The sequence below is a fragment of the Arthrobacter caoxuetaonis genome, from assembly GCF_023921125.1.
GTDB lineage: Bacteria > Actinomycetota > Actinomycetes > Actinomycetales > Micrococcaceae > Arthrobacter_B > Arthrobacter_B caoxuetaonis.
Window position 1 is genome coordinate 3,503,299 of record NZ_CP099466.1, and the last position, 21,412, is coordinate 3,524,710.

Genomic DNA, 21,412 nt, shown 5'->3' on the forward strand with positions numbered 1-21,412 from the left:
GCGTGCGTATTTTCCATCTGGGAAGGTTCCCGCGTCAGATAATCCGCATTTGGCATCCCCTTGTCCGGCCGCCGGCTGGATGGTCCAATATCAGCCATGAGCCCAAGCCAAGACACGGTGGCCATCGGCACCCGCAAGGGGCTGTGGCTTGCCCGGAGCGCAGACCGGAACACGTGGGCGCTCAGCGGCCCGCACTTTCTAATGCAAGAGGTGGCCAGTGTGGGAATCGACACGCGCACTTCACCTCCGCGCATCCTGGCGGGCCTGTTGTCGCCGCACTGGGGTCCCACGGTGGTGATCTCCGATGACCTGGGTGAAACGTGGTCAGAGCCCGAGGCGGGCGCCATCACGTTTCCCGAAGGGACCGGCGAGTCGCTGGGACGCATCTGGCAGCTTCAGCCCGATTCAGAGTCGCGGCCGGGCGTCGTGTGGGCGGGCTGCGAACCCATCTCTGTATGGAAATCCACCGACGGCGGCAACAGCTTTGAACTCAACCGTCCGTTGTGGGACCACCCGCATCGGCCGGACTGGGGCGAGGGTTACGGCGGAGCCGCAGCCCACACTGTGCTGCCCAGTCCGGCAGATGACACAGTGCACGTGGCGATCAGTTCGGGCGGGGTGTACCGCTCGAATGACTCCGGTGGAAGCTGGCAGGCCCGCAACCAGGGAATCTCTGCGTATTTCCTTCCCGACCCGGATCCGGAGTTCGGCCAGTGCGTACATAAGATAGCGCGGGATGCCGAGGACCCCTCACGGCTCTATGCGCAGAACCACCACGGCGTGTACCGGTCCGATGACTCCGGGGACACCTGGGTATCCATCGCCGACGGGTTGCCGGCTGACTTCGGATTTGTCATGCTGGCCCATCCGCGGCGGGGAGGGACCATCTGGACCGTCCCGCTGGTGGCCGACGGTGAACGCATACCGCCGCAGGGACAGCTGGCGGTCTACCGCAGTACTGACGCCGGCACGTCCTGGACCCGGCTGGACTCAGGGCTGCCTGCGGCGGAATACAACGCCATTCTTCGCGACGCCGCCGGGCTGGACAGTGCGGAACCGGTCGGAGTGTATTTCGGCACCAGGGCAGGAGACGTGTACGCCAGCTCCGATGAAGGAGAGACCTTCACCCTGGTGGCCACCAATCTGCCGGACGTGCTGTGCGTCCGCGCAGCACCCACGGGAATGGCTGGCTGATGCCATCAGGGGAGATCCGGGTCCTGCTTCCTGCCGTGCTCGCTCCGAGCGCCGGAGGCAAGTCCGAACTGAGTGTGCCCGCCGGCGACGGGCTGACTGTCGGGACGCTGCTTGACGGACTTGGAGACCGCTTTCCCGTTCTGGGACGGCGGATCCGCGACGAAACCGGATTGGTCCGGAAGTTCGTGAATATATACGTCAACGGCGAGGACATCCGCTCGCTTGACCGGCTGCACAGTCCCGTGGCCCCGGGCTCTGAAGTGCTGGTCCTTCAGTCCATCGCGGGCGGCTGATCCGCAGCTGGGCACTTAACGGCAGAAGGGCAGGACACCCGCAGGTGTCCTGCCCTTCCAGAGCTGCTCTATTAGGCAGGCAGCTGGATAACCTGTCCGGTCAGGATCAGGTCAGGATGGATGATGGTATCGGCGTTGGCTGCGTAGAGTGCCGGCCAGCCACCTTCGATACCGAGCTTCTCGGCGATGCCGGACAGGGTGTCACCAGCCTGCACGGTGTAGGTTTCGCCGCTCAGTGCCGGAGCCGGAACCTCAGCCGCAGGGGCCGGGACCGGGGCGGCGACGGGAGCCTCTACCGGAGCGGGAGCCTCTGCCGGAGCCGGAGCCGGAGCGGGCTCGGTGTAGGTCTCGACCGGAACGGAGTAGGTCTGGACCTCGGGCTCGGCGACGGGAGCCTGCTCAACCGGAGCGGCCTGAGCAGCCTGGGGGTTCGCGGTAGCACCAGTCATGCCCAGCTTCGCGGTGCAGGCAGGCCACGCGCCGGGGCCCTGTGCTGCCAGAACGCGCTCGGCTACGGCAATCTGCTCCTCACGGCTGGCGTCGGCCGGGTTGCCGGTGCCACCGAAGGCTGCCCAGGTGCTGGGCAGGAACTGCAGGCCACCGGAGAAGCCGTTACCGGTGTTGATGCTCCAGTTTCCACCGCTCTCGCACTGTGCCAGGGCGTCCCAGTCCATCGATGCAGCGTTGGCCGGAGCGGCCATTCCGGTAAGGCCGGCAGCGCTGGCACCAGTGATAACGGCGGCGGCAAGTCCACGACGAACGTAACGGGTGATCTTCGAGTTCTTCATTAGCTGTGTCTGCTCCTCAGGGCCCACCTGCGCTCCATCCGTCCCCGGACTTCATTACGACGTCGCCGACCCTCGACTGTTAGAGGTCTGGTTTCAGGTATTCCCGCCGCGGCGACATAGAGGTGGCGCGGGATACCGTGCATGGTTCGGGGCGTCAACATCAGAACGATGTCCGCCAGCCGGATCAAATCAGCTCTTGAGGACCCGGCGGTCCGCCCGTCATTCGGGCTATATCCAAGCTAGGAAAGACTCGAATCGATATCAAACCGAGACCTTGCAAACAGAACCGTAACCATGCTTCACTCCCGCGTGTTCATGCGGATCGAGGGGCCTAATGTGTACTTCGCCACGTGGGCTCCCAGACCGGCTCTCCGGGCGTCTGGACTTGGATCTCCAAGCGGTCTATGGTTTGACCTCGTGCTCACATTCTTCAATGCGCTGAAGCGCATTCTGGTGGGGCGTCCGTACGGCAATGAACAGCTCTCGCACACTCTCCTGCGCAAGCGGGTGGCATTGCCGGTCTATGCGTCGGACGCACTCTCGTCCGCGGCCTACGCGCCCGATGAAATCCTCCTGACCCTCGCGCTGGCGGGGGTCGCCGCGGTGACATTGTCCCCGTGGGTGGGCCTGGCCGTCATCATCGTGCTGCTCACCGTAGTGGCCTCCTACCGGCAGAACGTCCATGCGTACCCCTCCGGCGGCGGCGATTATGAGATCGCCAGCGAGAACCTCGGGCGGCGGGCCGGTCTCACCGTGGGATCCGCACTCCTGGTGGACTACGTGCTGACCGTTGCCGTTTCCATGTCCTCAGCCGCGCAGTACCTGGTAACGGCTGTTCCTGTGCTGCACGGCCGGCAGGGCCTGCTGGCCGCAGCGGGGGTACTCATCCTCATGCTGGTGAACCTGCGCGGAATCCGGGAAGCCGGAAAGGTCTTCGCGTTACCCACCTACCTCTTCCTGGCCTCCGTGCTGGGAATGTGCGCCGTGGGTCTCATCCAATCCGCCACCGGGTCGCTGGCCCAGGCCCCGTCTGCCGAATTCGAACTCCTTCCGGAAGCCGGCATGGACGCCGGACTGACGGGATTGGCCGGCGCCTTCCTGCTCCTGCGCGCCTTCTCCTCCGGAGCCGCCGCACTGACCGGCGTCGAAGCGATCAGCAACGGCGTTCCCACCTTCCGCAAGCCCAAAAGCACCAACGCCGCCACCACGCTGCTCCTGCTGGGCGGTCTGGCAGCGCTCATGCTGGCTGGAATCCTGGCCCTGGCCAGCCTGGCCAAGGTCCACTTCGTGCAGGACCCGGCCACCCAGCTCCTGCTGAACGGGGAGCCGGTGCAGGGGTACATCCAGCACCCGGTGATCAGCCAGCTGGCAGAAACGGTTTTTGGTGACGGGTCCCTCCTGTTCTACATAGTGATTGGCGCCACCGGGCTGATCCTCGTCTTTGCCTCCAACACGGCCTTCAACGGCTTCCCCATCCTCGCCTCCGTCCTCGCGAAGGACGGGTACCTCCCGCGGCAGATGCGCACCCGCGGCGACCGCCTGGCCTTCAGCAACGGCATCATCGTCCTTGGGCTGGCGGCCCTGCTGCTGGTCCTGGTGTTCAACGCGGACGTGACGCGGATGATCCAGCTCTACATCGTCGGGGTATTTGTCTCCTTCACCGCCAGCCAGCTGGGAATGATCAGGCACTGGACCGCCAAGCTGCGCACGGAGCGGACAAAGGAAGTACGGGCGCGGATGAAGCGCTCACGCGTCATCAACGCCTGCGGGTTCGGCATGACGGCGCTGGTCCTGGTCATCGTGATCGTCACGAAGTTCGAACACGGTGCCTGGATTGCGCTGCTGGCAATGGCTTTCCTGTACGTGGTCATGAACGGCATCCGCACTCACTACCAGTCCGTTGCCGAGGAACTTCGTGTGGAGGAAGACCCCGAACTCCTGGCCCTGCCCAGCCGGGTCAACGCCGTGATCCTGGTATCCAAGGTGCACAAACCCGTGCTGCGGGCCCTCGCGTACGCCCGGGCCTCCCGGCCCTCCAGCCTGAACGCGATCATCGTGGACCTGGATCCGGAGGAAACGCAAAAGGTGATCGATGACTGGGAGCGGCTGAGGATCCCCGTGCCGCTGACGGTACTCTCATCTCCGTACCGTGAAACTGTGTCCCCGGTCCTGGCCTACCTGCGTGAGGCACGCCGCAGTTCGCCGCGCGAACTCTTCGTCGTCTACATCCCTGAGTACGTCGTCGGCCGCTGGTGGGAGCAGCTTGTCCACAACCAGACTGCCCTGCGAATCAAGGCGCGCCTGCACTTTGAGCCCGGCATCATGGTTGCCAGCGTCCCGTGGCAGCTGGCCTCCAGCCGGGATGCCGCTGCCAACCCTGCTGCAGGCGGCGGAGAGCCCCGTCTCTAGGCCCGCGGCAGCCCGCGCCCCGCGAGGACAGACTGGTAGGCGTATTCGGTAAGGCGCCCATCCTGCGCTGCCTGGACGACGGCGTCGAAGGACCCATCGCCCTCCTCGCTGTAAGGGAAGTGGATCAGCTCTGCGATGAGTTCCCATTCTTCGGCGATGCTGTCAATCAGCTCGCCGGGGGTCTCCTCCGGGCCGGGGCCTCCCCCAAGAACGGTCCACGCCTGCTTGGGTACGCGGTAGGACTCAAGCCGGCCCAGGTCCGCTTCCAGCTCGTCCAGGGACGCGTACCTTGTCTCCGCCCCGGGAGGCACCGAGCCGTCCGGGGTGGCGAGCTGGCTGACGAATCCCGAGCTGACCGGATACACCGACGTCGGGACCGGCTCGCCTTCCTCCAGGTATGCCGGGAGCTGCGAGGGCATCCAGTACCAGCAGTCACCCTGGTCCAGTCCTCCGGGCTGGTTACGCTCACTGATCCAGCCGCGGGCGGTCAGCAGGGCGTCACCTTCGTCGCTCACGAAGGACTCGGCGTCACCGAAAATCCGGTTCGATTCATGCTGGCTCCGGCGCGCCTGGCTCTTTTTGGCGGCGGCCTTCTTGCGGGGTTTGGACTTTGGCACGGTATTGCTCCTGTGGGGCTTCGGCTGGACGCGCGGTCCGGCTAGAAGCCGGAGCCGCCTTCGACGGCCATGTTGGAGAAGCGTGAATAGTGGCCCTGGAAGCCCACGACGATCGTCTTGGTCGGACCGTTACGGTGCTTGGCCACGATCACGTCTGCTTCACCGGCGCGCGGGGATTCCTTGTCGTAAATGTCTTCACGGTGCAGCAGGATCACCATGTCGGCGTCCTGCTCGATCGATCCCGATTCACGGAGGTCGGAGACCATCGGCTTCTTGTCGGTGCGCTGTTCGGAACCACGGTTCAGCTGGGACAGCGCGATCACGGGGACGTCGAGCTCCTTGGCGAGCAGCTTGAGGGCACGCGAGAACTCGGAGACTTCCTGCTGGCGGGACTCCACCTTCTTGCCGGACGACATCAGCTGCAGGTAGTCCAGGACCACCAGTTTGAGGTCGTGCCGCTGCTTCAGCCGGCGGCATTTTGCCCGGATCTCCATCAGGGACATGTTCGGGCTGTCATCAATGAACAGCGGGGCGTCGTTCATCCGGCCCATGGTGGTGGCAATCTTGCCCCACTGCTCATCCTTGATGGTGCCCTTGCGCAGGTCCTGCAGGCCGATTGTTGCCTCGGCAGAGAGCAGGCGCATGGCGATCTCATTGCGGCCCATTTCCAGGGAGAAGAACACGGTGGTCATGTTGTTCTTGATCGCCGCGGAGCGGGCAAAGTCGAGTGCGAAGGTCGACTTACCCACGGCCGGTCGGGCCGCGATAACGATCATCTGGCCGCCGTGCAGGCCCTGGGTGAGTTCATCGAGCTCGTAGAACCCGGTGGGGACGCCGATCATGCCTTCGCCGCGGTGGCCGGCGGACTCGATCTCATCGACGGTGCCTTCGATGATGTCCTTCAGCGGAACATAGTCTTCGGCTGTCCGGCGTTCTGCCACGGCATAGACCTCGGCCTGCGCCGCGTTGACGATGTCGTCAACCTCCATGCCGTCGCTGGAGTAGCCCAGCTGGACGATCTTGGTTCCCGCGTCCACCAGCCGGCGCAGGACTGCGCGTTCCCGGACGATCTCCGCGTAGAAACCGGCATTTGCGGCGGTCGGCACGGACTGGATCAGCGTGTGCAGATAAGCGGGACCGCCAATCCGGCCGATTTCACCGCGTTTGGTCAGCTCATCCGAGATTGTCACCGCATCCGCTGGTTCGCCGCGGCCGTAGAGGTCGATGATGGCCTCGTAGATGGACTCATGGGCGGGGCGGTAGAAGTCCACCCCCCGCAGCACCTCGACGCAGTCGGCGATCGCGTCCTTGGAGAGCATCATGCCGCCGAGGACAGACTGCTCGGCTACCAGGTCCTGCGGCGGAGTGCGGCCAAAATCGGAGTTGCGGGTCGATTCAGCGGCATCCGCCTGTGCAAGCGACACTATGGCCACCCTTTCCAAAAACGTTAGATCCATGGACCCGTCCGGCGGGCGCCCGTGTTGGCAGGACTGACTCAGTCCTAGCAGGCGGCACTGACAGCACCTCGCGCGCGGCACCGCCCTCGCCGCAACCATTTCCGGGTGCACCAATGAGGGAGTCCACCGCAACCGTAGCCCCGTATGGCTGCCTCAACAAACGAGTTGTCCACAGGCCGTGTGGATACCGTGTGCATAACTGGGCGTGTCTTGTGCACAGGATGGGTATAAGGCTGTGGATAACAAAATAGTTTTGCCCAAAACAAGGCTGTGACTAGGCGTTATGTTCGTCCACACCTGTGTATGACCACCTTTTTTGGTCAACATTCACCCTCAACCTTCAGGTTGACACCGGCAGGAAACGGGCATATGGGGCCCTTTATCCACAGTCGATATCCACATACTTGTGGAATTACTGGCGCTACTTAGGAAAGGAAGCCTGCGAAGCATTCCCCAAGCACGCAAAAACGCCCCCCGCCACAGGCGGAGGGCGTTTTTCATCACGCTGTGCGCAACGTACTAGCTGGCAACGACCTCGAGGTCGATGACGGCTGCGACGTCGTCGTGCAGGCGGACGTTGGCCTGGAAGGAACCAACCGACTTGATGTGCGTCGGCAGTTCAACCTTGCGCTTGTCGATGCTGCCGAGGCCGGCGGCCTCAACAGCAGCGGCAACGTCAGCGGGCTTGACCGTACCGAAGAGGCGTCCGGACTCGCCGGCCTTGACGGTCAGCTTGACCGGCTTGGCGGAGAGAGCAGCGGCCTGCTTCTGGGCATCTTCCAGCGAAGCGTGCTCGCGCGCGGCGCGGGCAGCCTTGATGGACTCAACCTGCTTTTCGCCGCCCTTGGTCCAGGTCAGGGCGAAACCGCGGGGCACCAGGTAGTTACGTGCGTAACCATCCTTTACCTCGACGACGTCACCTGCAGCACCGAGACCGGTTACTTCGTGGGTCAGAATGAGCTTTGCCATGAGTTAGGTTCCTTTCCTTTAGCCGCGGCCAGCGCCGGAGTAAGGCAGGAGTGCAACTTCACGGGCGTTCTTGATTGCCTGTGCGATCTTGCGCTGTTCCTGCACGGATACGCCAGTTACGCGACGAGCGCGGATCTTTCCGCGGTCGGAAATGAACTTGCGCAGCAATGCTACGTCCTTGTAGTCGATGACAGTGATGTCAGCGGCCTTCAAGGGATTGGACTTTGGTTTGGGCTTGCGAAGTTCAGCCTTAGCCATCGTGGAGCTCCTTATGTCTAGTGGAGCCCGTGGATTCATTCCACGGGATGGGCTCGACGGCGGTTGCCGTCAGAGGTTGGCGCCTTGCGGCACCAGGTACTGCTTAGAAGGGCGGATCGTTGGAATCCGGGCCGGCTCCCCAGCCGCCTGAGTTGCCGCCCGCAGGGGCGCCCCAGGGATCGTCCGCAGGTGCGGACTGCTGCTGCTGCTGGCCGCCCCAACCGGAGTTGGAGTTGCCGCCGAAGCCGCCGGAATTTCCAGCATTTCCACCGAAGCCACCGCTACCGCCGCCGGAGCGCTGGGTGCGGGTGACCTTTGCAGAGGCGTACCGGAGCGAGGGGCCGATTTCATCGACCTCGAGCTCCATGACGGTGCGCTTCTCGCCTTCTTTGGTCTCGTATGAACGGGACTTCAGGCGGCCCTGGCAGACGACGCGGGTTCCCTTGGTCAGGGATTCGGCGACGTTTTCCGCAGCTTCACGCCAGACCGACGCGCGGAGGAACAGCGTTTCGCCGTCCTTCCATTCGTTGGACTGCCGATCGAAGGTGCGCGGCGTCGAGGCAATGGTGAAGTTCGCCACTGCCGAACCGGACGGGGTGAACCGGAGTTCCGGATCATTCGTCAGGTTTCCGACCACGGTGATCGTTGTCTCGCCTGCCATGTATGCCTCCTGGTGTCTCGGCCCGGGTGAGCGGGCCTTTCATTGACGAATAAAGGGTGGGCCGAAACTACTCGGCGACAACCTTCTGGTCTTCGGGGCGGATGATCTTGGTGCGCAGGATGGTCTCGTTGAGGCCAAGCTGGCGGTCAAGTTCAGCAGCTGCTGCAGGGCTGGCGGTGAAGTTAACCACCGCGTAGATGCCTTCAGCCTTCTTCTTGATTTCGTAGGCCAGGCGGCGACGGCCCCAGATGTCGACCTTGTCGACGGTTCCACCGTCGTTGCGGACAACATTGAGGAACTTGTCGAGCGAAGGCTCCACGGTACGCTCTTCGACCTCGGGGTCGATGATTACCATCAGTTCATAAGCACGCATTTGTGAACCCACCTCCTTTGGGCTATACGGTCACGGTATTTCCGTAACAGGAGGTTCTTTAGCGTTGTCTTTGCTCCCTGCGCCGGCGGATTACCCGCAGCACGCACAGAACCTGCCAGCCATAGCCGACAGCACAGACTCCCCTATCCTATCGGATTTTCACCGGGGCAAAGTTCACCTGTGGACGGGTATCCGCCCCCTGCGCTCCTCCGGCTAGCGGGTGAAGAATAGCTCCCCGGCCTGGGAAAGCCGGTACGGATCGCTGACACCGGCCATCTCGCGGGCCGAATGCATCGAGAGCAGGGGAATCCCGACGTCGATGGTCCGGATCCCCAGCCGTGTCGCCGTCAGCGGCCCGATGGTGGAGCCGCAGGGAATCGAGTTGTTCGAGACGAACTCCTGGTAGGGCACCCCGGCTTCCCGGCACAGCCCGGCCCAGTACGCAGCGCCCGGTGCGTCGGTGGTGTACCGCTGGTTGGCATTGATCTTCAGCAGCGGGCCGCCGTTCAGGACCGGCCGGTTGGCGGGGTCATGGCGTTCGGCGTAGTTGGGGTGCACGGCGTGGCCTGCGTCGGCGGAGATGCAGAACGACGCCGCGAACGCGCGCTGCGCTTCGACGGCACCGGCGCCCAGCCCGGAGCTGATCCGCGCCAGGACGTCCTCGAGGAACGGTCCCGCAGCGCCTGACCGGCTGCCGGAGCCGACTTCCTCATGGTCGAAGGCGGCCAGGACGGCAATCGACCCGCCGGCCTTGGCGGCGGCAGCTGCCTCCAGCGCCTGCAGGCCGGCATGCACCGAAGAGAGATTGTCCAGCCGGCCGGAGGCGAAGAACTCCGCATTGGCGCCAAAGACCTGGGCCGGCTGGGTGTCGGCGGCAACGACGTCGTACCCGCCGATCTCCTCCCGGTCCAGGCCGGCCTTGGCTGCAAGGAGTCCCAGCAGGTCCGCTGACGAAGGATCGCCCAGGCCCCAGACAGGATTCATGTGCTGCTGCTTATCCAGCAGCAGGCCCTCATTCACTGCGCGGTCCAGGTGGATGGCAAGCTGCGGGAAGCGCAGCAGCGGACCGGTCGCAACCAGGTGCTCGACGCCGTCGAGCGTCACCAGCCGTCCGGCCAGCTCCAGCTCCCGGTCCAGCCAGGAGTTCAGCAGCGGCCCGCCGTAGACCTCCACGCCCGCCTGCAGCCAGCCGAGCTTTCCGGTGGTGGAGGAAGGCTTGAGCTTGAACGTGGGCGAGTCGGTGTGGGTGCCGAAGATGTTAAAGCCGGTGGTCGGCGTGGCGTCCTCCGGAACGATCCAGGCAATGAAGGCGCCGTCGCGCACCACTGCATAACGGCCGGGTGCGGCCGGCCAGTTCGAGTCTTCGCGCAGCTCCGTGAAACCGACGGCCGCGAGCCGGTCCGCTGCGGTCCGCGCGGCGTGGAAGCTCGACGGCGAGGCGGCGACGTATTCGGCCAGGTCGGTGACGTGTTCGTGCGGCGTTGGATTCATAGTCCGATTCAACCAGAAACCGGGACCGGGAACGGGAAGCGGCGGACATAACAGTGGAGGGGAGCGCGGCCGTTCATCCGCGTTCCCCTCCACCGGGTTTATGCAGCCCGGCCTTTGGCAGCCGGGCGGGCCCGTCAGGTCCTAGACGTCCCGGACCTTGTTCACAACCAGCGATGCGATCAGCAGCAGGAGGGCCCATCCACCCAGGACGAGCCCGCCCTCGAGCTGGTTCAGGGCACCGTCGGAAATGCTGGTGGCTACCAGCTGGGTTCCGGCACTGCTGGGAAGGAAGCGGGCGGCGTCGGGAATCCAGTCCGCCAGCCCGGAGATCAGCTGAACGATCACCGGCAGGACGAAGAGCACGCCGATGATGGTGACGACGCCGCCGGCCGTGCTGCGCAGCAGGGACCCGGTAGCAACACCCATCACCGCGATTGCGGCCAGGAGCGTTCCGGTGTTGATGATGCTGGGCAGTACCCAAGGGGCGTCCAGGCCGAAGTCAAGGTTCTCCGGTGCCAGCAGGGGCTGGCTGATCAGGAAGCTGGCAAAAGCCCCAACGACCCCGATGACGAAGGCAATAACCGCAGTGATAATTGCCTTCGCGAGCAGCGCCGGCGTGCGGGTGGGAACTGCCACCATCGTGGAGCGGATCATTCCGGTGCTGTACTCGGAGGCAACAAGGACCACAGCGAGGGCCGCAATCAGGAGCTGGCCGAACAGCACGCCCGAGGCTGGTGTGTCATAGACCATGGCCTGCAGGTCCATGCCGGATCCAACGCCCATGGCCGGACCCATCGCGGGATCGTCCGAGAGCATCTGGGCGGTCGTCGCCCAGCTCCAGGCAACAAGTGCCGCGATCCCCACCATGACCACCAGCGTGGTGGCCAGCAGGATCACAGTGGAAGGGACCGTGGTCACCTTGATCCACTCAGAGCGCAGGATCCGGGCGAAGTTCACGCCGCTGCCGTCGGGACGGGCTGCTCTGCGCGTGGGCGCGGGCGCGGTTGCGGTGCTCATGCTCGGGTTCCTTCCACAACAGGCTCGGCTGCTGCAGCCGGTTCCTGGCTAAATCCGTGGGACTTGTATTCAACGTCGTCCCGGGTGAGTTCCATGTAGGCGTCTTCGAGCGAGACCTGGATCGGAGTCAGTTCCGTGAGCAGGATCCGGCGGTCCAGCGCAATTTCCGCGATGGAGCGTGAATCGGCGCCGCTGATTTCGAAGAGCCCGTCCTCAATGCGTTTGATCTCCGCGCCCTGCCCTTCAAGGACCGGCAAGAGATCGGCAGCGTTGTCGGTGCGTACCCGGGTGCGCTGGCGGCCGCCGCCGTCAATGATTTCCTGGATCGGGGCGTCGGCGATGATCCGGCCGCGGCCAATGACGATCAGGTGGTCCGCCGTGACGGCCATTTCGCTCATCAGGTGGGAGGAGAGGAAGACCGTGCGGCCCTCGGCTGCCAGGCCGCGGGCCAGGTTGCGGACCCAGAGCACGCCTTCAGGATCGAGACCGTTGACGGGTTCGTCCAGGATCAGGGTGCTGGGATCCCCCAGCATTGCGACGGCGATGCCGAGCCGCTGGCCCATGCCCAGGGAGAAGCCGCCAACCCGCCGCTTCGCCACGGACCCCAGCCCGGTCAGCTCAATGACCTCGTTGACGCGCTTGTTGGAGATGCCGTGGGTCGCGGCCATGGCGCGCAGGTGGTTGTATGCCGAGCGGCGGGTGTGGACTGCCTTGGCGTCCAGCAGCGCACCCACTTCATGCAGCGGTGCCTTGTGCCGGGCGTACGGTGCACCGTTGACGGTGACCGTGCCGGCGCTGGGCCGGTCCAGTCCCACGATCATGCGCATCGTGGTGGACTTGCCGGCACCGTTCGGGCCCAGGAAGCCGGTGACTTTGCCCGGCTGGACAGTGAAAGAAACGTTGTCGACTGCCGTTTTGGCGCCGTAGCGTTTCGAGAGGCCGTGTGCCTCGATCATTGGAATCCTCATGTTGGAACGGACAGGTTCGTGGGGGCTGCCCCCAGCCTATGCGAGTGCAGCGGCCACCGGACCGTTCCAAGGGATGATTCAGGACTTTTCAGGGCTCACCCTTAGGGATGACTGCGGGTCCGCCCTGAGTCCGGTCAGGGCGGAGCCTAAACGTCCCGCTTCTTCAGGACGACGGCGGCGGCGGCCAGCAGGATCACGGCCCAGCCGGCGAGGATCAGGCCGCCCTCCGCCTGGTTGAACTGACCCGGCTGGATGTTCGTAGCCACAAGCTGGGCCGCAGCGCTGCTGGGCAGGAACCGGGCCGCGTCTTCGACCCAGTCCGCCAGCCCGGTCAGGAGGCCGGCAATAATCGGCAGTACGAACAGGGCGCCAACCAGGGTCACCACTCCCCCGGCGGTGTTGCGCAGGAGGGCGCCGATCCCCACACCCATGATGGCTATAAGGGCCAGGACCGTACCGGTGTTGATGATGGAAGGCAGCACCCAAGGGGCGTCCAGTCCAAAGTCCAGGTCTGAGCCGGCGAGTATCGGCTGGGCCAGCAGATAGGTCGTGAAGGCGGCCACGACGCCGAGCACAAAGGAAATGACGGCGATCACCAGGGTCTTGGCCAGCAGGGCGGGGGTGCGGGTGGGCACCGCCACCATGGTGCTGCGGATCATGCCGGTGGTGTATTCGGAGCCGATCACCACCACCGCCAGGGCGGCGATCAGGAGCTGGCCGAACGGCAGGCCTGCGGCCGGAACATCGTACGCGGCACTCTGAAGCGACTGCCCAATCCCCTGCGGCGGGCCGGACTCCGGATCGCTGGCGAGCTGGACAATGCCCCATGCGACCAGGGTTCCAAGTCCAACCATGACCGCGAAGCTCACCGCCAGCAGAATGACCGTTGACGGCACGGTATTCGTCTTGATCCACTCCGAGCGGAGCACCCGCCCAAACGTCACCGGTCCGCCGGACCAGGCGCGGGGCGTCCGGGATGCGGGAGCTGCGGCCGTGCTCATTTGCCCTGCCCTTCGGCTGCCGGGAGCGCCTGCTCGCTGACCGGCCCGGAACGGTACTCGACCTCGCCGCCGGTCAACTCCATATAGGCATCTTCAAGGGTTTCCTGCTGTGGGATCAGTCCGGTGATGAGGATTCCCCGGGTGAAGGCGGTTTCGGCGATGCTGCGGGCCGGCAGGCCCAGGATCTCCAGCTCGTCCGCCGCCGTCCTGCGTACCTCCACGCCCGGCGACCCTACGGCGGCTGCCAGGGCATCGGCGTCGTCCGCGCGCACCAGGACCCGCTCCTTTTGGCCGCTGGTGAGGACTTCGTCGATCGGAGCGTCGGCCAGGATCCTTCCGCGGCCGATCACGATGAGGTGGTCTGCGGTGACAGCCATCTCGCTCATCAGATGGGAGGAGATGAAAACCGTGCGGCCTTCCGCGGCGAGGCCCTTGACCAGGAAGCGGACCCACTTCACGCCTTCGGGATCCAGGCCGTTCACCGGTTCATCCAGGATCAGCGTCTGCGGGTCCCCCAGCAGGGCGGCGGCGATACCCAGGCGCTGGCCCATGCCCAGCGAGAACCCGCCGACCCGTTTCCTGGCTGCCGGCCCCAGCCCGGTGAGCTCAATGACCTCCTTGACCCGCGAAGCCGGGATGCCTTCGGTCGCGGCCATGGCCCGCAGGTGGTTGTAAGCGCTGCGCTTGGGATGAGCGGCCTTGGCCTCGAGCAGCGCGCCCACCTCGTGCAGCGGCATCCGGTGCCGGTCATAGGGCTTGCCGTTGACGATCACCTTCCCGGCGGTGGGATGGTCCAGTCCGACGATCAGCCTCATGGTGGTCGATTTCCCGGCTCCGTTGGGGCCAAGGAACCCGGTCACCTTTCCGGGCTGGACGGAGAAAGTGATGCTGTCGACGGCGGTCTTGCTGCCAAAGCGCTTGGTGAGTCCTGCTGCCTCGATCATGGGGGTGTCCTTCCGTTCGCGGGTCGGGTCCTAGCGGGAACTCACCGCCTCGAACTTGCGTACTGCTAGGGGTACAAAAACCACCAGCATGAGCGCGGAGCCGACCAGCACCGTGGTGATCGGGTTCTGCATGGGCCAGGTGTCCGGAACCGGCGTCGAACCCAGGTTGCCGAAGAGCTGGCGGACGGCCTGGACCAGGGCGGAGACCGGATTCCAGTCGGCGATGGTCCGCAGCGGTTCCGGCAGCGTGGAACTCTGCACAAAAGCATTGGAGATGAAGGTGATCGGGAACAGGATGATGAAGGAGGCATTGTTGATCGCCTCCGGGGAACGCACCGACATGCCCAGCAGCGCCATGACCCAGCTGAAGGCGTAGGAGAAGAGCAGCAGCAGGCCCACCCCGCCCAGGAATTCCCAGAAGGACGTATTGACCCGCCACCCCACCAGCAGCCCGGTGCACATCATGATGATCACCGAGATTCCGTTCAGCACCAGGTCCGAGTTTGTCCGTCCGATCAGCACCGCCGAAGGGCTCATGGGCAGGGTACGGAAGCGGTCAATGATCCCTTCCTTCAGGTCCTGGGCCATGGCTGATCCGGAGAACGTGGAGCCGAACACCACCGTCTGCGCGAAGATGCCTGCCATCAGGTACTGCGTGTAATTGGTGCCGGCCACCTGAATGGATCCGCCGTAGACCTGGCTGAACAGCAGCACGAACATGATCGGCTGCAGTACCGCGAACACGACCATGTCCGGCGTGCGGCGGATCTTGATCAGGTTCCGCTTGGTGACGGTCCACCCGTCGGATACCCAGCTGCCGGCCGTGGTTCCGGAACCGTCCTGGAACCGGGCAGTGGCTGTTGCGGCGCTCATCGTGCTGCCCTCGCTTTTTTGGCATCTTCCTTTTCTTCCTCGGTGGTGTGTCCGGTGAGCTTCAGGAACACGTCATCGAGGGTCGGGCGCCGGATACCGGCGTCGTGCAGTTCGATTCCTTCAGCGGCCAGGTCCCGCAGCACCTGCTCCAGTGCCGGCGGGCCTTCGGTGACCGCGACTTCGAGGGCCCGGCCGTCGGTTGCGGTGTGGACTTCCCCGCTGCCGTAGCGCGCCAGGATGTTCCGGGCCGTATCGGAGTCGAATCCCTCCACCAGTGCAACGGCTACCCGGTGCCCGCCGATCCGCGCCTTGAGCTGGTCCGAGGTGCCTTCGGCAATCACCTTGCCGCCGTCGATCACGGCAACAGTGTCCGCCAGCTGGTCCGCCTCCTCCAGGTACTGGGTAGTCAGCAGCAGGGTGGTTCCGGCAGCTACCAGGGATTTGATGACATCCCAGAGCGCCAGCCGGCTTCGCGGGTCCAGGCCGGTCGTGGGTTCATCCAGGAACAGGACCCGGGGATTGTTGACCAGCGAACCGGCCAGGTCGAGCCGGCGTCTCATACCGCCGGAATAGCCCTTAACCGGCCGGTTGCCGGCCTCGGCCAGGTCGAACTGCTCGATCAATTCACCGGCACGCTGCCGGGCCTGCGCCGTGGGCAGGTGGTAGAGCTTGCCGACCATCCGGAGGTTCTCGATGCCGGTCAGGTTCTCATCCACCGCAGAGTACTGTCCGGAGACCCCGATGATCCGGCGGACATCCTTCGGCCGTGCCGCGACGTCGATTCCGTCGATGGAGGCGGTTCCGGCATTGGGCTTGATCAGGGTAGTGAGCACCTTGACCGCCGTCGTTTTCCCGGCACCGTTCGGTCCCAGCAGTGCCGTTACCGTGCCCTGCGGAACACCAATATCAAGGCCGTCAAGGGCAAATACCGGCCCGGATTTGGACTTATAGACCTTAGTCAGGCCGCGTGCCTGAATCAGTGGATCTCGCCGGCCTTCCGAGACCGGGCGCACCTGGTTGTTGGGGTTGAAGGGAAGGGACATGCGAACAGGTTAGGACTGCCCGCACCCGCTGGATAGTGCTTATCCGGACAGTTTCAGTCCGGAAGGCGACAGCGCGGGAACTTTGGCTGGAAATACACCCTAGGAGGCAGGATTTCCTGCATGCAGCTCCTCGGGTTCACGCTCGGCAGCAACCGGGGCAAACACGATGGACATCAGCATTGCTGCGCCGACGACGAGCAGTGCGTTGCGCAGCCCCCAAAGCTCGCCGAGGAAGCCCAGCAGCGGCGGTCCCACGAAGAATGCCGTGTAGCCGAGGGTCGAGACCACCGAGACGCGTCCTGCGGCGTGCACGGGATCGTCACCGGCAGCGGACATTCCCATGGGAAAGCCCAGTGCGGCTCCGATGCCCCACAGGATGACGCCGATGCCGGCGAGCCAGAGGCTGGGAGCGAAGACGAAAAGGATCAGTCCCGCAAGGGAGGCACCCATGCACAGCCGCAGCGCCCGGACCCGGCCCATGCGGTCGATCAGGCGGGCACCAAACCAGCGGGTGGCGGTCATGGCCGCAACGAACAAGCCGAACATCACGGCACCTGCTGTTTCTGAGGCATCCAGCCCGTCCACGGTTGCCTTGGCCACCCAGTCGTTGGCAGCGCCTTCGGTAAGTGCCGCACCCAGGACGACGACGCCGATCAGCAGAGTACGGCCCTCTTTCCAGGCGCCGAAGCTGGAAGGCCTGGCGGTTGCCTCCTCCTGGGGATCATGGATTTCGGGGGAATCCGGCAGGAAGGCCCTGGGCACCAGGATCACCAGTACAACTGCCACCGCCACGATTCCGATCAGGTGCACAGGGAGACTGACGTTCAGGGCAGACAGGCCGGCACCGATCATCGCGCCCAGGAACGCACCGCCGCTGAAGGCCCCGTGGAACTTGGGCATCAGGGTCCTGCGCAGTCCCCGCTCTACCTCCGTGCCTTCCAGGTTCATGGCCACATCCCAGAGACCAATGCCGGAGCCGAAGATCAGCAGTCCGGCGGCAGTCAGGGGGATCGATCCGGCAGAGAGTCCCGCCGCGATGACCAGTGCGGCTGCGGATGCGAGCAGCCCGCCGGTCCGCACTGCGTTGGCGGTCCCCACCCGCTGGGCCAGCGCTCCGGCCAGCGGCAGGGCTCCCACGGAGCCCACTGCGGAGAAGAGCAGCAGCAGTCCCACCCCGGCAGAACCGATGTCCAGGGCCTGGGCCGCGGCGGGAATCCGCGCCGCCCAGCTGGCGAAAATCAGACCGTTGAGGGCGAAAACTGCGAAGACAGCCAGAAGGGCCCGGTCCAGGGTTTTGGTGTTCACACCATCATTCTGGAGTCCAGGGGCCTCCGGAGGGAAATGTGCAGGTGAGCTCCGTTAGCGGACCCGTTCGACCCTTTTCTCGTCCCACACCGGTTCCTCGGACTCATACACGCGGCCGTCGGAACCGAAGACCAGGAACCGGTCGAAGCTGCGCGCGAACCAGCGGTCGTGGGTGACGGCCAGGACGGTACCTTCAAAGGCGTCGATGGCCTTTTCCAGCGCCTCGGCTGAGTGCAGGTCCAGGTTGTCCGTGGGTTCGTCGAGCAGCAGCAGCGTGGCTCCGGAGAGTTCCAGCAGCAGAATCTGCAGCCGCGCCTGCTGGCCGCCGGAGAGGGACTCGTATTTCTGCTCACCTTGCGAGGCAAGGCCGTAACGGTCCAGTGCACCGGCCGCCGCTTCCCGGCCCAGCCCGGACCGGTGCTCGTCGCCGCGGTGCAGGATGTCCAGAAGGGTTTTGCCCAGCAGGTCCTGGCGCAGCATGGTCTGGGCAAAGAACCCGGGCCGGATCCGGGCGCCGAGCTTCACGGAACCTTCGTGCGGAACCGGGGCGATTTCAACCTCCGAGACCGGTTCGTGTTCCTTGTCCGGGTCACTTCCTCCGGCTGCCAGCAGACGCAGGAAGTGGGACTTGCCGGAGCCGTTGGATCCAAGGACCCCCACCCGGTCACCGAACCAGATTTCGGTGCTGAACGGCTTCATCAGTCCGGTGAGCTCCAGTTTTTCCGCGACCACGGCCCGTTTGGCGGTCCGGCCGCCGCGCAGGCGCATCTGGACGTTCTGTTCGATCGGCAGCGCCTCAGGCGGGCCGGCCTCCAGGAACTTGGCCAGCCGGGTCTGGGCTGCGTGGTACCGGTTAGCCATGTCGGAGCGGAACGCAGCTTTGTTCTTGTACATGTTGACGAGTTCCTTGAGCTTCACATGCTCCTCATCCCAGCGCCGCCGCAGCTCCTCGAAGCGGGCGTTCCGATCCTCACGGGCTTGGACGTAGCTCTCGAAGGCACCTCCGTGAATCCAGGCGGAGGCTCCGTTGATGCCCGGTTCCAGCGTGACAATCCGGGTGGCGGCGTTGGCCAGCAGCTCCCGGTCGTGGCTGACGAACAGCACCGACTTCTTCGACTCGGCGAGCTTCGCTTCGAGCCAGCGCTTGCCCGGCACGTCCAGGTAGTTGTCCGGTTCGTCCAGCAGGAGCAGCTGATCGGGCCCGGTGAACAGCGCTTCCAGGACGAGGCGTTTCTGTTCCCCTCCGGAAAGGGTGCTGGCCTTGCGGTACTGGGCCGAATCGAACGGCATCCCCAGGGCGGCCATGGTGACTTCGTCCCAGACGGTCTCCTGCTCGTACCCGCCGGCGTCTCCCCAGTCCGCGATGGCCTGGGCATAGCGCATCTGGGTGGGTTCGTCGTCGTTCTCCATCATGGCCAGCTCAGCCTCATCCACTGCGCGGGCGGCAGCGGCGATGGCCGGGGGCGCGGCGGAAACGAGGAGATCCCGCACGGTGCTGCCGTCCCGGACCTGACCCACGAACTGGCGCATGATGCCCATGTTCCCAGAGCGGGACACCGTGCCCTCGTCGGGTTTGATTTCCTCCGCAATAATGCGCAGCAGCGTGGTCTTGCCGGTGCCGTTCGGTCCGATCAGGGCCGTTTTGTGGCCGTCGCCGACCTTGAAGCTGACCCCGCTGAGCAGCTGCCTGCCGTCGGAGAGGAAGTAGTCAATGTTGGATACGTCGAGATGAGCCACGCTTCCATCCTCCCACTGCGCCGGGAGGCGGAAGCCCGCATGAGTTCCCGGCGGGGCGGGGCATAGGATTGATGTCCCGCCCCCCTACCGAAAGCAGGAGAAGATGATCTTCATCGTCGTCAAGTTCAAGGTCAAGCCCGAGTGGACCGAACGGTGGCCTGAACTGACCGCCGGCTTCACCGCCGCCACCCGTTCCGAGCCGGGGAACCTCTGGTTCGACTGGTCGCGGAGCCTGGAGGATCCCAACGAGTACGTGCTCGTTGAAGCCTTCAAGGACGACGCGGCTGGTGCCCACGTGAACAGCGACCACTTCCAGCAGGCCATGAAGGACATGCTTCCGGCGCTGGTGGAGACGCCGCAGATCATCAACACCCTGATCGACGGCCAGGAGTGGTCACGGATGGGCGAACTCACCGTCGAGTAGCAGTGCTCAGGCGCCCGTTACTCCTGCAGGGAGTAGCCGGCGCGCTCCAGCATCTGTCTCAGGTCCACCACAGTCTGTTCGTCGATATCCTTGCCGTGCGGGGGCGTCAGGTAGTCAGTGTGCCCGGCCAGGGTTACCTCGTACTTCCCGTTGTGCTCCCGCGTGGTGTCCGCCACCTCCTCGAGCAGGGAACGCACCCGTTTCCACTCGATGTTGTGTGAGACCGGGTGGCGCAGGATCTGGTTCAGCGTGTCACGGTGATGGTTGTTCAGGTGTTCGGGTGTGTCCGTCATGGGAACCTCCTGTTTCCAGTTCGCCACGGCACCGGCCGCAGTGCAAGGGCTTTCCCCGCGCTGGGCCGCTACGGCCTGAAGTCGAGCTCCAGGATGTCCCCCGCGACCGACAGTTCGGAGCCAAAGGCAATGCCGACGTCGTCGGTGCGTGTTTGCCAGCGTCCGCCGCTTTCTTCCTGGTAGGTGGCTCGCGCCTTGCCTCCCGCCGCGTAGACGGCGAGTCCGGTTTCCGGGGTGCCGGTAACTCGGTAGACGGGTTCCTTGGTCAGGGTCCACTCGATTCCCCGGTACCGCGCCGGATCCGCACCGGCGTACGCCGCGTTGGGGCAGGCCTCCGGGGCCGTTTCCTGCCTGCTGAGGCAGTCCAGCAGGTATGCCTGTCCCTGCGCCTGGACGTCTTGGGCGAGCGTGGCCGTGGCCGAGGCGTAAAGGCGCACGGGCACGGGAGCCCCGGCCATCCCCGGCTCCACCGCGATGGTGCGGGCAGGTCCGTAGCTGATGTAGCGGCTCTCGGGCCCCTCGAGGAAGTACTCGCCGGGAAGCAGGCGCAGTGTCCGGGCCTGTCCGGAAAGGGGTACGGATACTCCGTTGAGGCGGATGGCGGCCGTCCCGGACGGAACGGTAACCTCCACCTCGCGGGCGGCAGTATGGTCCAGCTGCCACCCCGCGAAAATAGCGGCTTCCCGGCCCGCCCTGGACAGCGCGAAGTCCACCGTTTTCGACTCGCCCCGCTGCTGGAGGACAGTGCGTACCACTGCCTCCCCGCCGCGCATCTCCTGGCCCAGGACCTCATATCCTGTGATCCGGTTCGAAGCAGCGGCGTAGATTTGCGCGTCTTGAACTGCTGCGGCTCCGGTTGGCGGGAGTAGCTCCGCTGCGGCCGCATGATCACCGGAGACGAGCGCTGCCAGGTAGGTTTCCACCTGCGCCGCTGGACCGAGGACATTGTGGCTGACATGGCGGTAACCGAGGATTCCGGCCGCTGCCAGCAAGAGGGCGCCCAGCCCTGCCAGGACGACGGCGGTCCGGGACCACGGGCGCGGAGGCCGGTGCCGGCCGCGGAGGCTGCCGCTGCCGGCGGCCGTATCCGGGGACGCCTGCATAATCCGGGTTGGCCGGGAGCGTACAGCTGGCTGGGGAGGGATCCGCAGCTTGGGGCTGCGTTCACGCTCGCGCGCTGGCACTGTCATGGTTTTCCCCCGGCTGAGCTTACCTGCGGCCCGCCCGCCTGCACCTACAAGATACCGCTTGGGAGGCTGCGTTTACGCCCGGGACGCCCCGGGACGCGCCGGAGCAA

Annotated in this window: 22 protein-coding genes; 4 read left to right on the top strand and 18 right to left on the bottom strand. The window is 65.1% G+C overall.

All coding sequences use genetic code 11. From position 1 onward, the window contains the following. Window positions 1-96: 96 nt before the first annotated feature. Complete coding sequence (locus tag NF551_RS16270) at window positions 97-1,194, top strand: WD40/YVTN/BNR-like repeat-containing protein (RefSeq protein WP_231704534.1); 1,098 nt, start codon at window positions 97-99, stop codon at window positions 1,192-1,194. Continuing rightward, window positions 1,194-1,487, top strand: coding sequence for a MoaD/ThiS family protein (locus NF551_RS16275; RefSeq protein ID WP_227896382.1), 294 nt, complete (start codon window positions 1,194-1,196; stop codon window positions 1,485-1,487). The genes NF551_RS16270 and NF551_RS16275 overlap by 1 nt, the downstream gene beginning before the upstream one ends. 71 nt (window positions 1,488-1,558) lie before the next feature. Here the strand turns inward: NF551_RS16275 and NF551_RS16280 are convergent, their stop codons facing one another. Continuing rightward, the gene (locus NF551_RS16280; protein ID WP_227896383.1) at window positions 1,559-2,275 is read right to left on the bottom strand and encodes a LysM peptidoglycan-binding domain-containing protein; all 717 of its coding nucleotides are present in this window, start codon (window positions 2,273-2,275) and stop codon (window positions 1,559-1,561) included. A gap of 417 nt (window positions 2,276-2,692) precedes the next feature. Here NF551_RS16280 and NF551_RS16285 point away from each other — a divergent pair, with 417 nt between their 5' ends. Next, on the top strand, window positions 2,693-4,684 hold the full coding sequence (locus NF551_RS16285; protein ID WP_227896384.1) for an APC family permease: 1,992 nt from the start codon (window positions 2,693-2,695) through the stop codon (window positions 4,682-4,684). Here NF551_RS16285 and NF551_RS16290 read toward each other — a convergent pair. The 15 genes from NF551_RS16290 to NF551_RS16360 form a co-directional block, all read right to left on the bottom strand. Next, the gene (locus tag NF551_RS16290; RefSeq protein ID WP_227896385.1) at window positions 4,681-5,301 is read right to left on the bottom strand and encodes a hypothetical protein; all 621 of its coding nucleotides are present in this window, start codon (window positions 5,299-5,301) and stop codon (window positions 4,681-4,683) included. The genes NF551_RS16285 and NF551_RS16290 overlap by 4 nt on opposite strands. A 41-nt stretch (window positions 5,302-5,342) precedes the next feature. Further along, a complete protein-coding gene (gene dnaB, locus NF551_RS16295) occupies window positions 5,343-6,725 on the bottom strand; it encodes a replicative DNA helicase (protein ID WP_227896386.1) in 1,383 nt (460 codons plus the stop codon). A gap of 552 nt (window positions 6,726-7,277) precedes the next feature. After that, a complete protein-coding gene (gene rplI, locus NF551_RS16300; protein ID WP_055242872.1) occupies window positions 7,278-7,727 on the bottom strand; it encodes a 50S ribosomal protein L9 in 450 nt (149 codons plus the stop codon). Between the two features lie 18 nt (window positions 7,728-7,745). After that, window positions 7,746-7,985, bottom strand: a complete 240-nt coding sequence (gene rpsR / locus NF551_RS16305; RefSeq protein ID WP_007269381.1) for a 30S ribosomal protein S18 — start codon at window positions 7,983-7,985, stop codon at window positions 7,746-7,748. Window positions 7,986-8,088: 103 nt separating this feature from the next. After that, window positions 8,089-8,646 (bottom strand): single-stranded DNA-binding protein, encoded by a 558-nt coding sequence (locus tag NF551_RS16310; RefSeq protein WP_227896387.1) that lies wholly within the window; start codon window positions 8,644-8,646, stop codon window positions 8,089-8,091. Between the two features lie 67 nt (window positions 8,647-8,713). Next, window positions 8,714-9,019, bottom strand: coding sequence for a 30S ribosomal protein S6 (gene rpsF, locus NF551_RS16315; protein WP_066300367.1), 306 nt, complete (start codon window positions 9,017-9,019; stop codon window positions 8,714-8,716). 213 nt (window positions 9,020-9,232) lie between these two features. Continuing rightward, a complete protein-coding gene (locus tag NF551_RS16320) occupies window positions 9,233-10,510 on the bottom strand; it encodes a M18 family aminopeptidase (protein WP_252604972.1) in 1,278 nt (425 codons plus the stop codon). Between the two features lie 141 nt (window positions 10,511-10,651). Beyond that, complete coding sequence (locus NF551_RS16325; RefSeq protein WP_227896389.1) at window positions 10,652-11,527, bottom strand: ABC transporter permease; 876 nt, start codon at window positions 11,525-11,527, stop codon at window positions 10,652-10,654. Continuing rightward, entirely contained in the window at window positions 11,524-12,483 is a 960-nt protein-coding gene (locus NF551_RS16330; protein WP_227896390.1) for an ABC transporter ATP-binding protein, read from the bottom strand. Before NF551_RS16330 ends, NF551_RS16325 begins: the two co-directional genes overlap by 4 nt. Before the next feature lie 158 nt (window positions 12,484-12,641). Then, the gene (locus NF551_RS16335) at window positions 12,642-13,496 is read right to left on the bottom strand and encodes an ABC transporter permease subunit (protein ID WP_227896391.1); all 855 of its coding nucleotides are present in this window, start codon (window positions 13,494-13,496) and stop codon (window positions 12,642-12,644) included. Continuing rightward, on the bottom strand, window positions 13,493-14,440 hold the full coding sequence (locus tag NF551_RS16340; protein WP_227896392.1) for an ABC transporter ATP-binding protein: 948 nt from the start codon (window positions 14,438-14,440) through the stop codon (window positions 13,493-13,495). The genes NF551_RS16335 and NF551_RS16340 overlap by 4 nt, the downstream gene beginning before the upstream one ends. Window positions 14,441-14,470: 30 nt before the next feature. Continuing rightward, entirely contained in the window at window positions 14,471-15,313 is an 843-nt protein-coding gene (locus NF551_RS16345; RefSeq protein WP_227896393.1) for an ABC transporter permease, read from the bottom strand. Next, window positions 15,310-16,356: an ATP-binding cassette domain-containing protein gene (locus NF551_RS16350; RefSeq protein WP_227896394.1), complete on the bottom strand. Its 1,047-nt coding sequence runs from the start codon at window positions 16,354-16,356 to the stop codon at window positions 15,310-15,312. Before NF551_RS16350 ends, NF551_RS16345 begins: the two co-directional genes overlap by 4 nt. Window positions 16,357-16,455: 99 nt before the next feature. Then, window positions 16,456-17,661, bottom strand: a complete 1,206-nt coding sequence (locus tag NF551_RS16355; RefSeq protein WP_227896395.1) for an MFS transporter — start codon at window positions 17,659-17,661, stop codon at window positions 16,456-16,458. Between the two features lie 54 nt (window positions 17,662-17,715). Next, window positions 17,716-19,398, bottom strand: a complete 1,683-nt coding sequence (locus NF551_RS16360) for an ABC-F family ATP-binding cassette domain-containing protein (RefSeq protein ID WP_227896396.1) — start codon at window positions 19,396-19,398, stop codon at window positions 17,716-17,718. A 103-nt stretch (window positions 19,399-19,501) separates the two neighbouring features. Between NF551_RS16360 and NF551_RS16365 the strand changes: the two genes are divergently transcribed. Further along, the gene (locus NF551_RS16365) at window positions 19,502-19,822 is read left to right on the top strand and encodes a putative quinol monooxygenase (RefSeq protein ID WP_227896397.1); all 321 of its coding nucleotides are present in this window, start codon (window positions 19,502-19,504) and stop codon (window positions 19,820-19,822) included. 17 nt (window positions 19,823-19,839) lie between these two features. Here NF551_RS16365 and NF551_RS16370 read toward each other — a convergent pair whose 3' ends face one another. After that, complete coding sequence (locus NF551_RS16370) at window positions 19,840-20,115, bottom strand: hypothetical protein (protein ID WP_227896398.1); 276 nt, start codon at window positions 20,113-20,115, stop codon at window positions 19,840-19,842. 68 nt (window positions 20,116-20,183) lie between these two features. After that, entirely contained in the window at window positions 20,184-21,305 is a 1,122-nt protein-coding gene (locus NF551_RS16375; protein ID WP_227896399.1) for a hypothetical protein, read from the bottom strand. Between the last annotated feature and the right edge of the window lie 107 nt (window positions 21,306-21,412).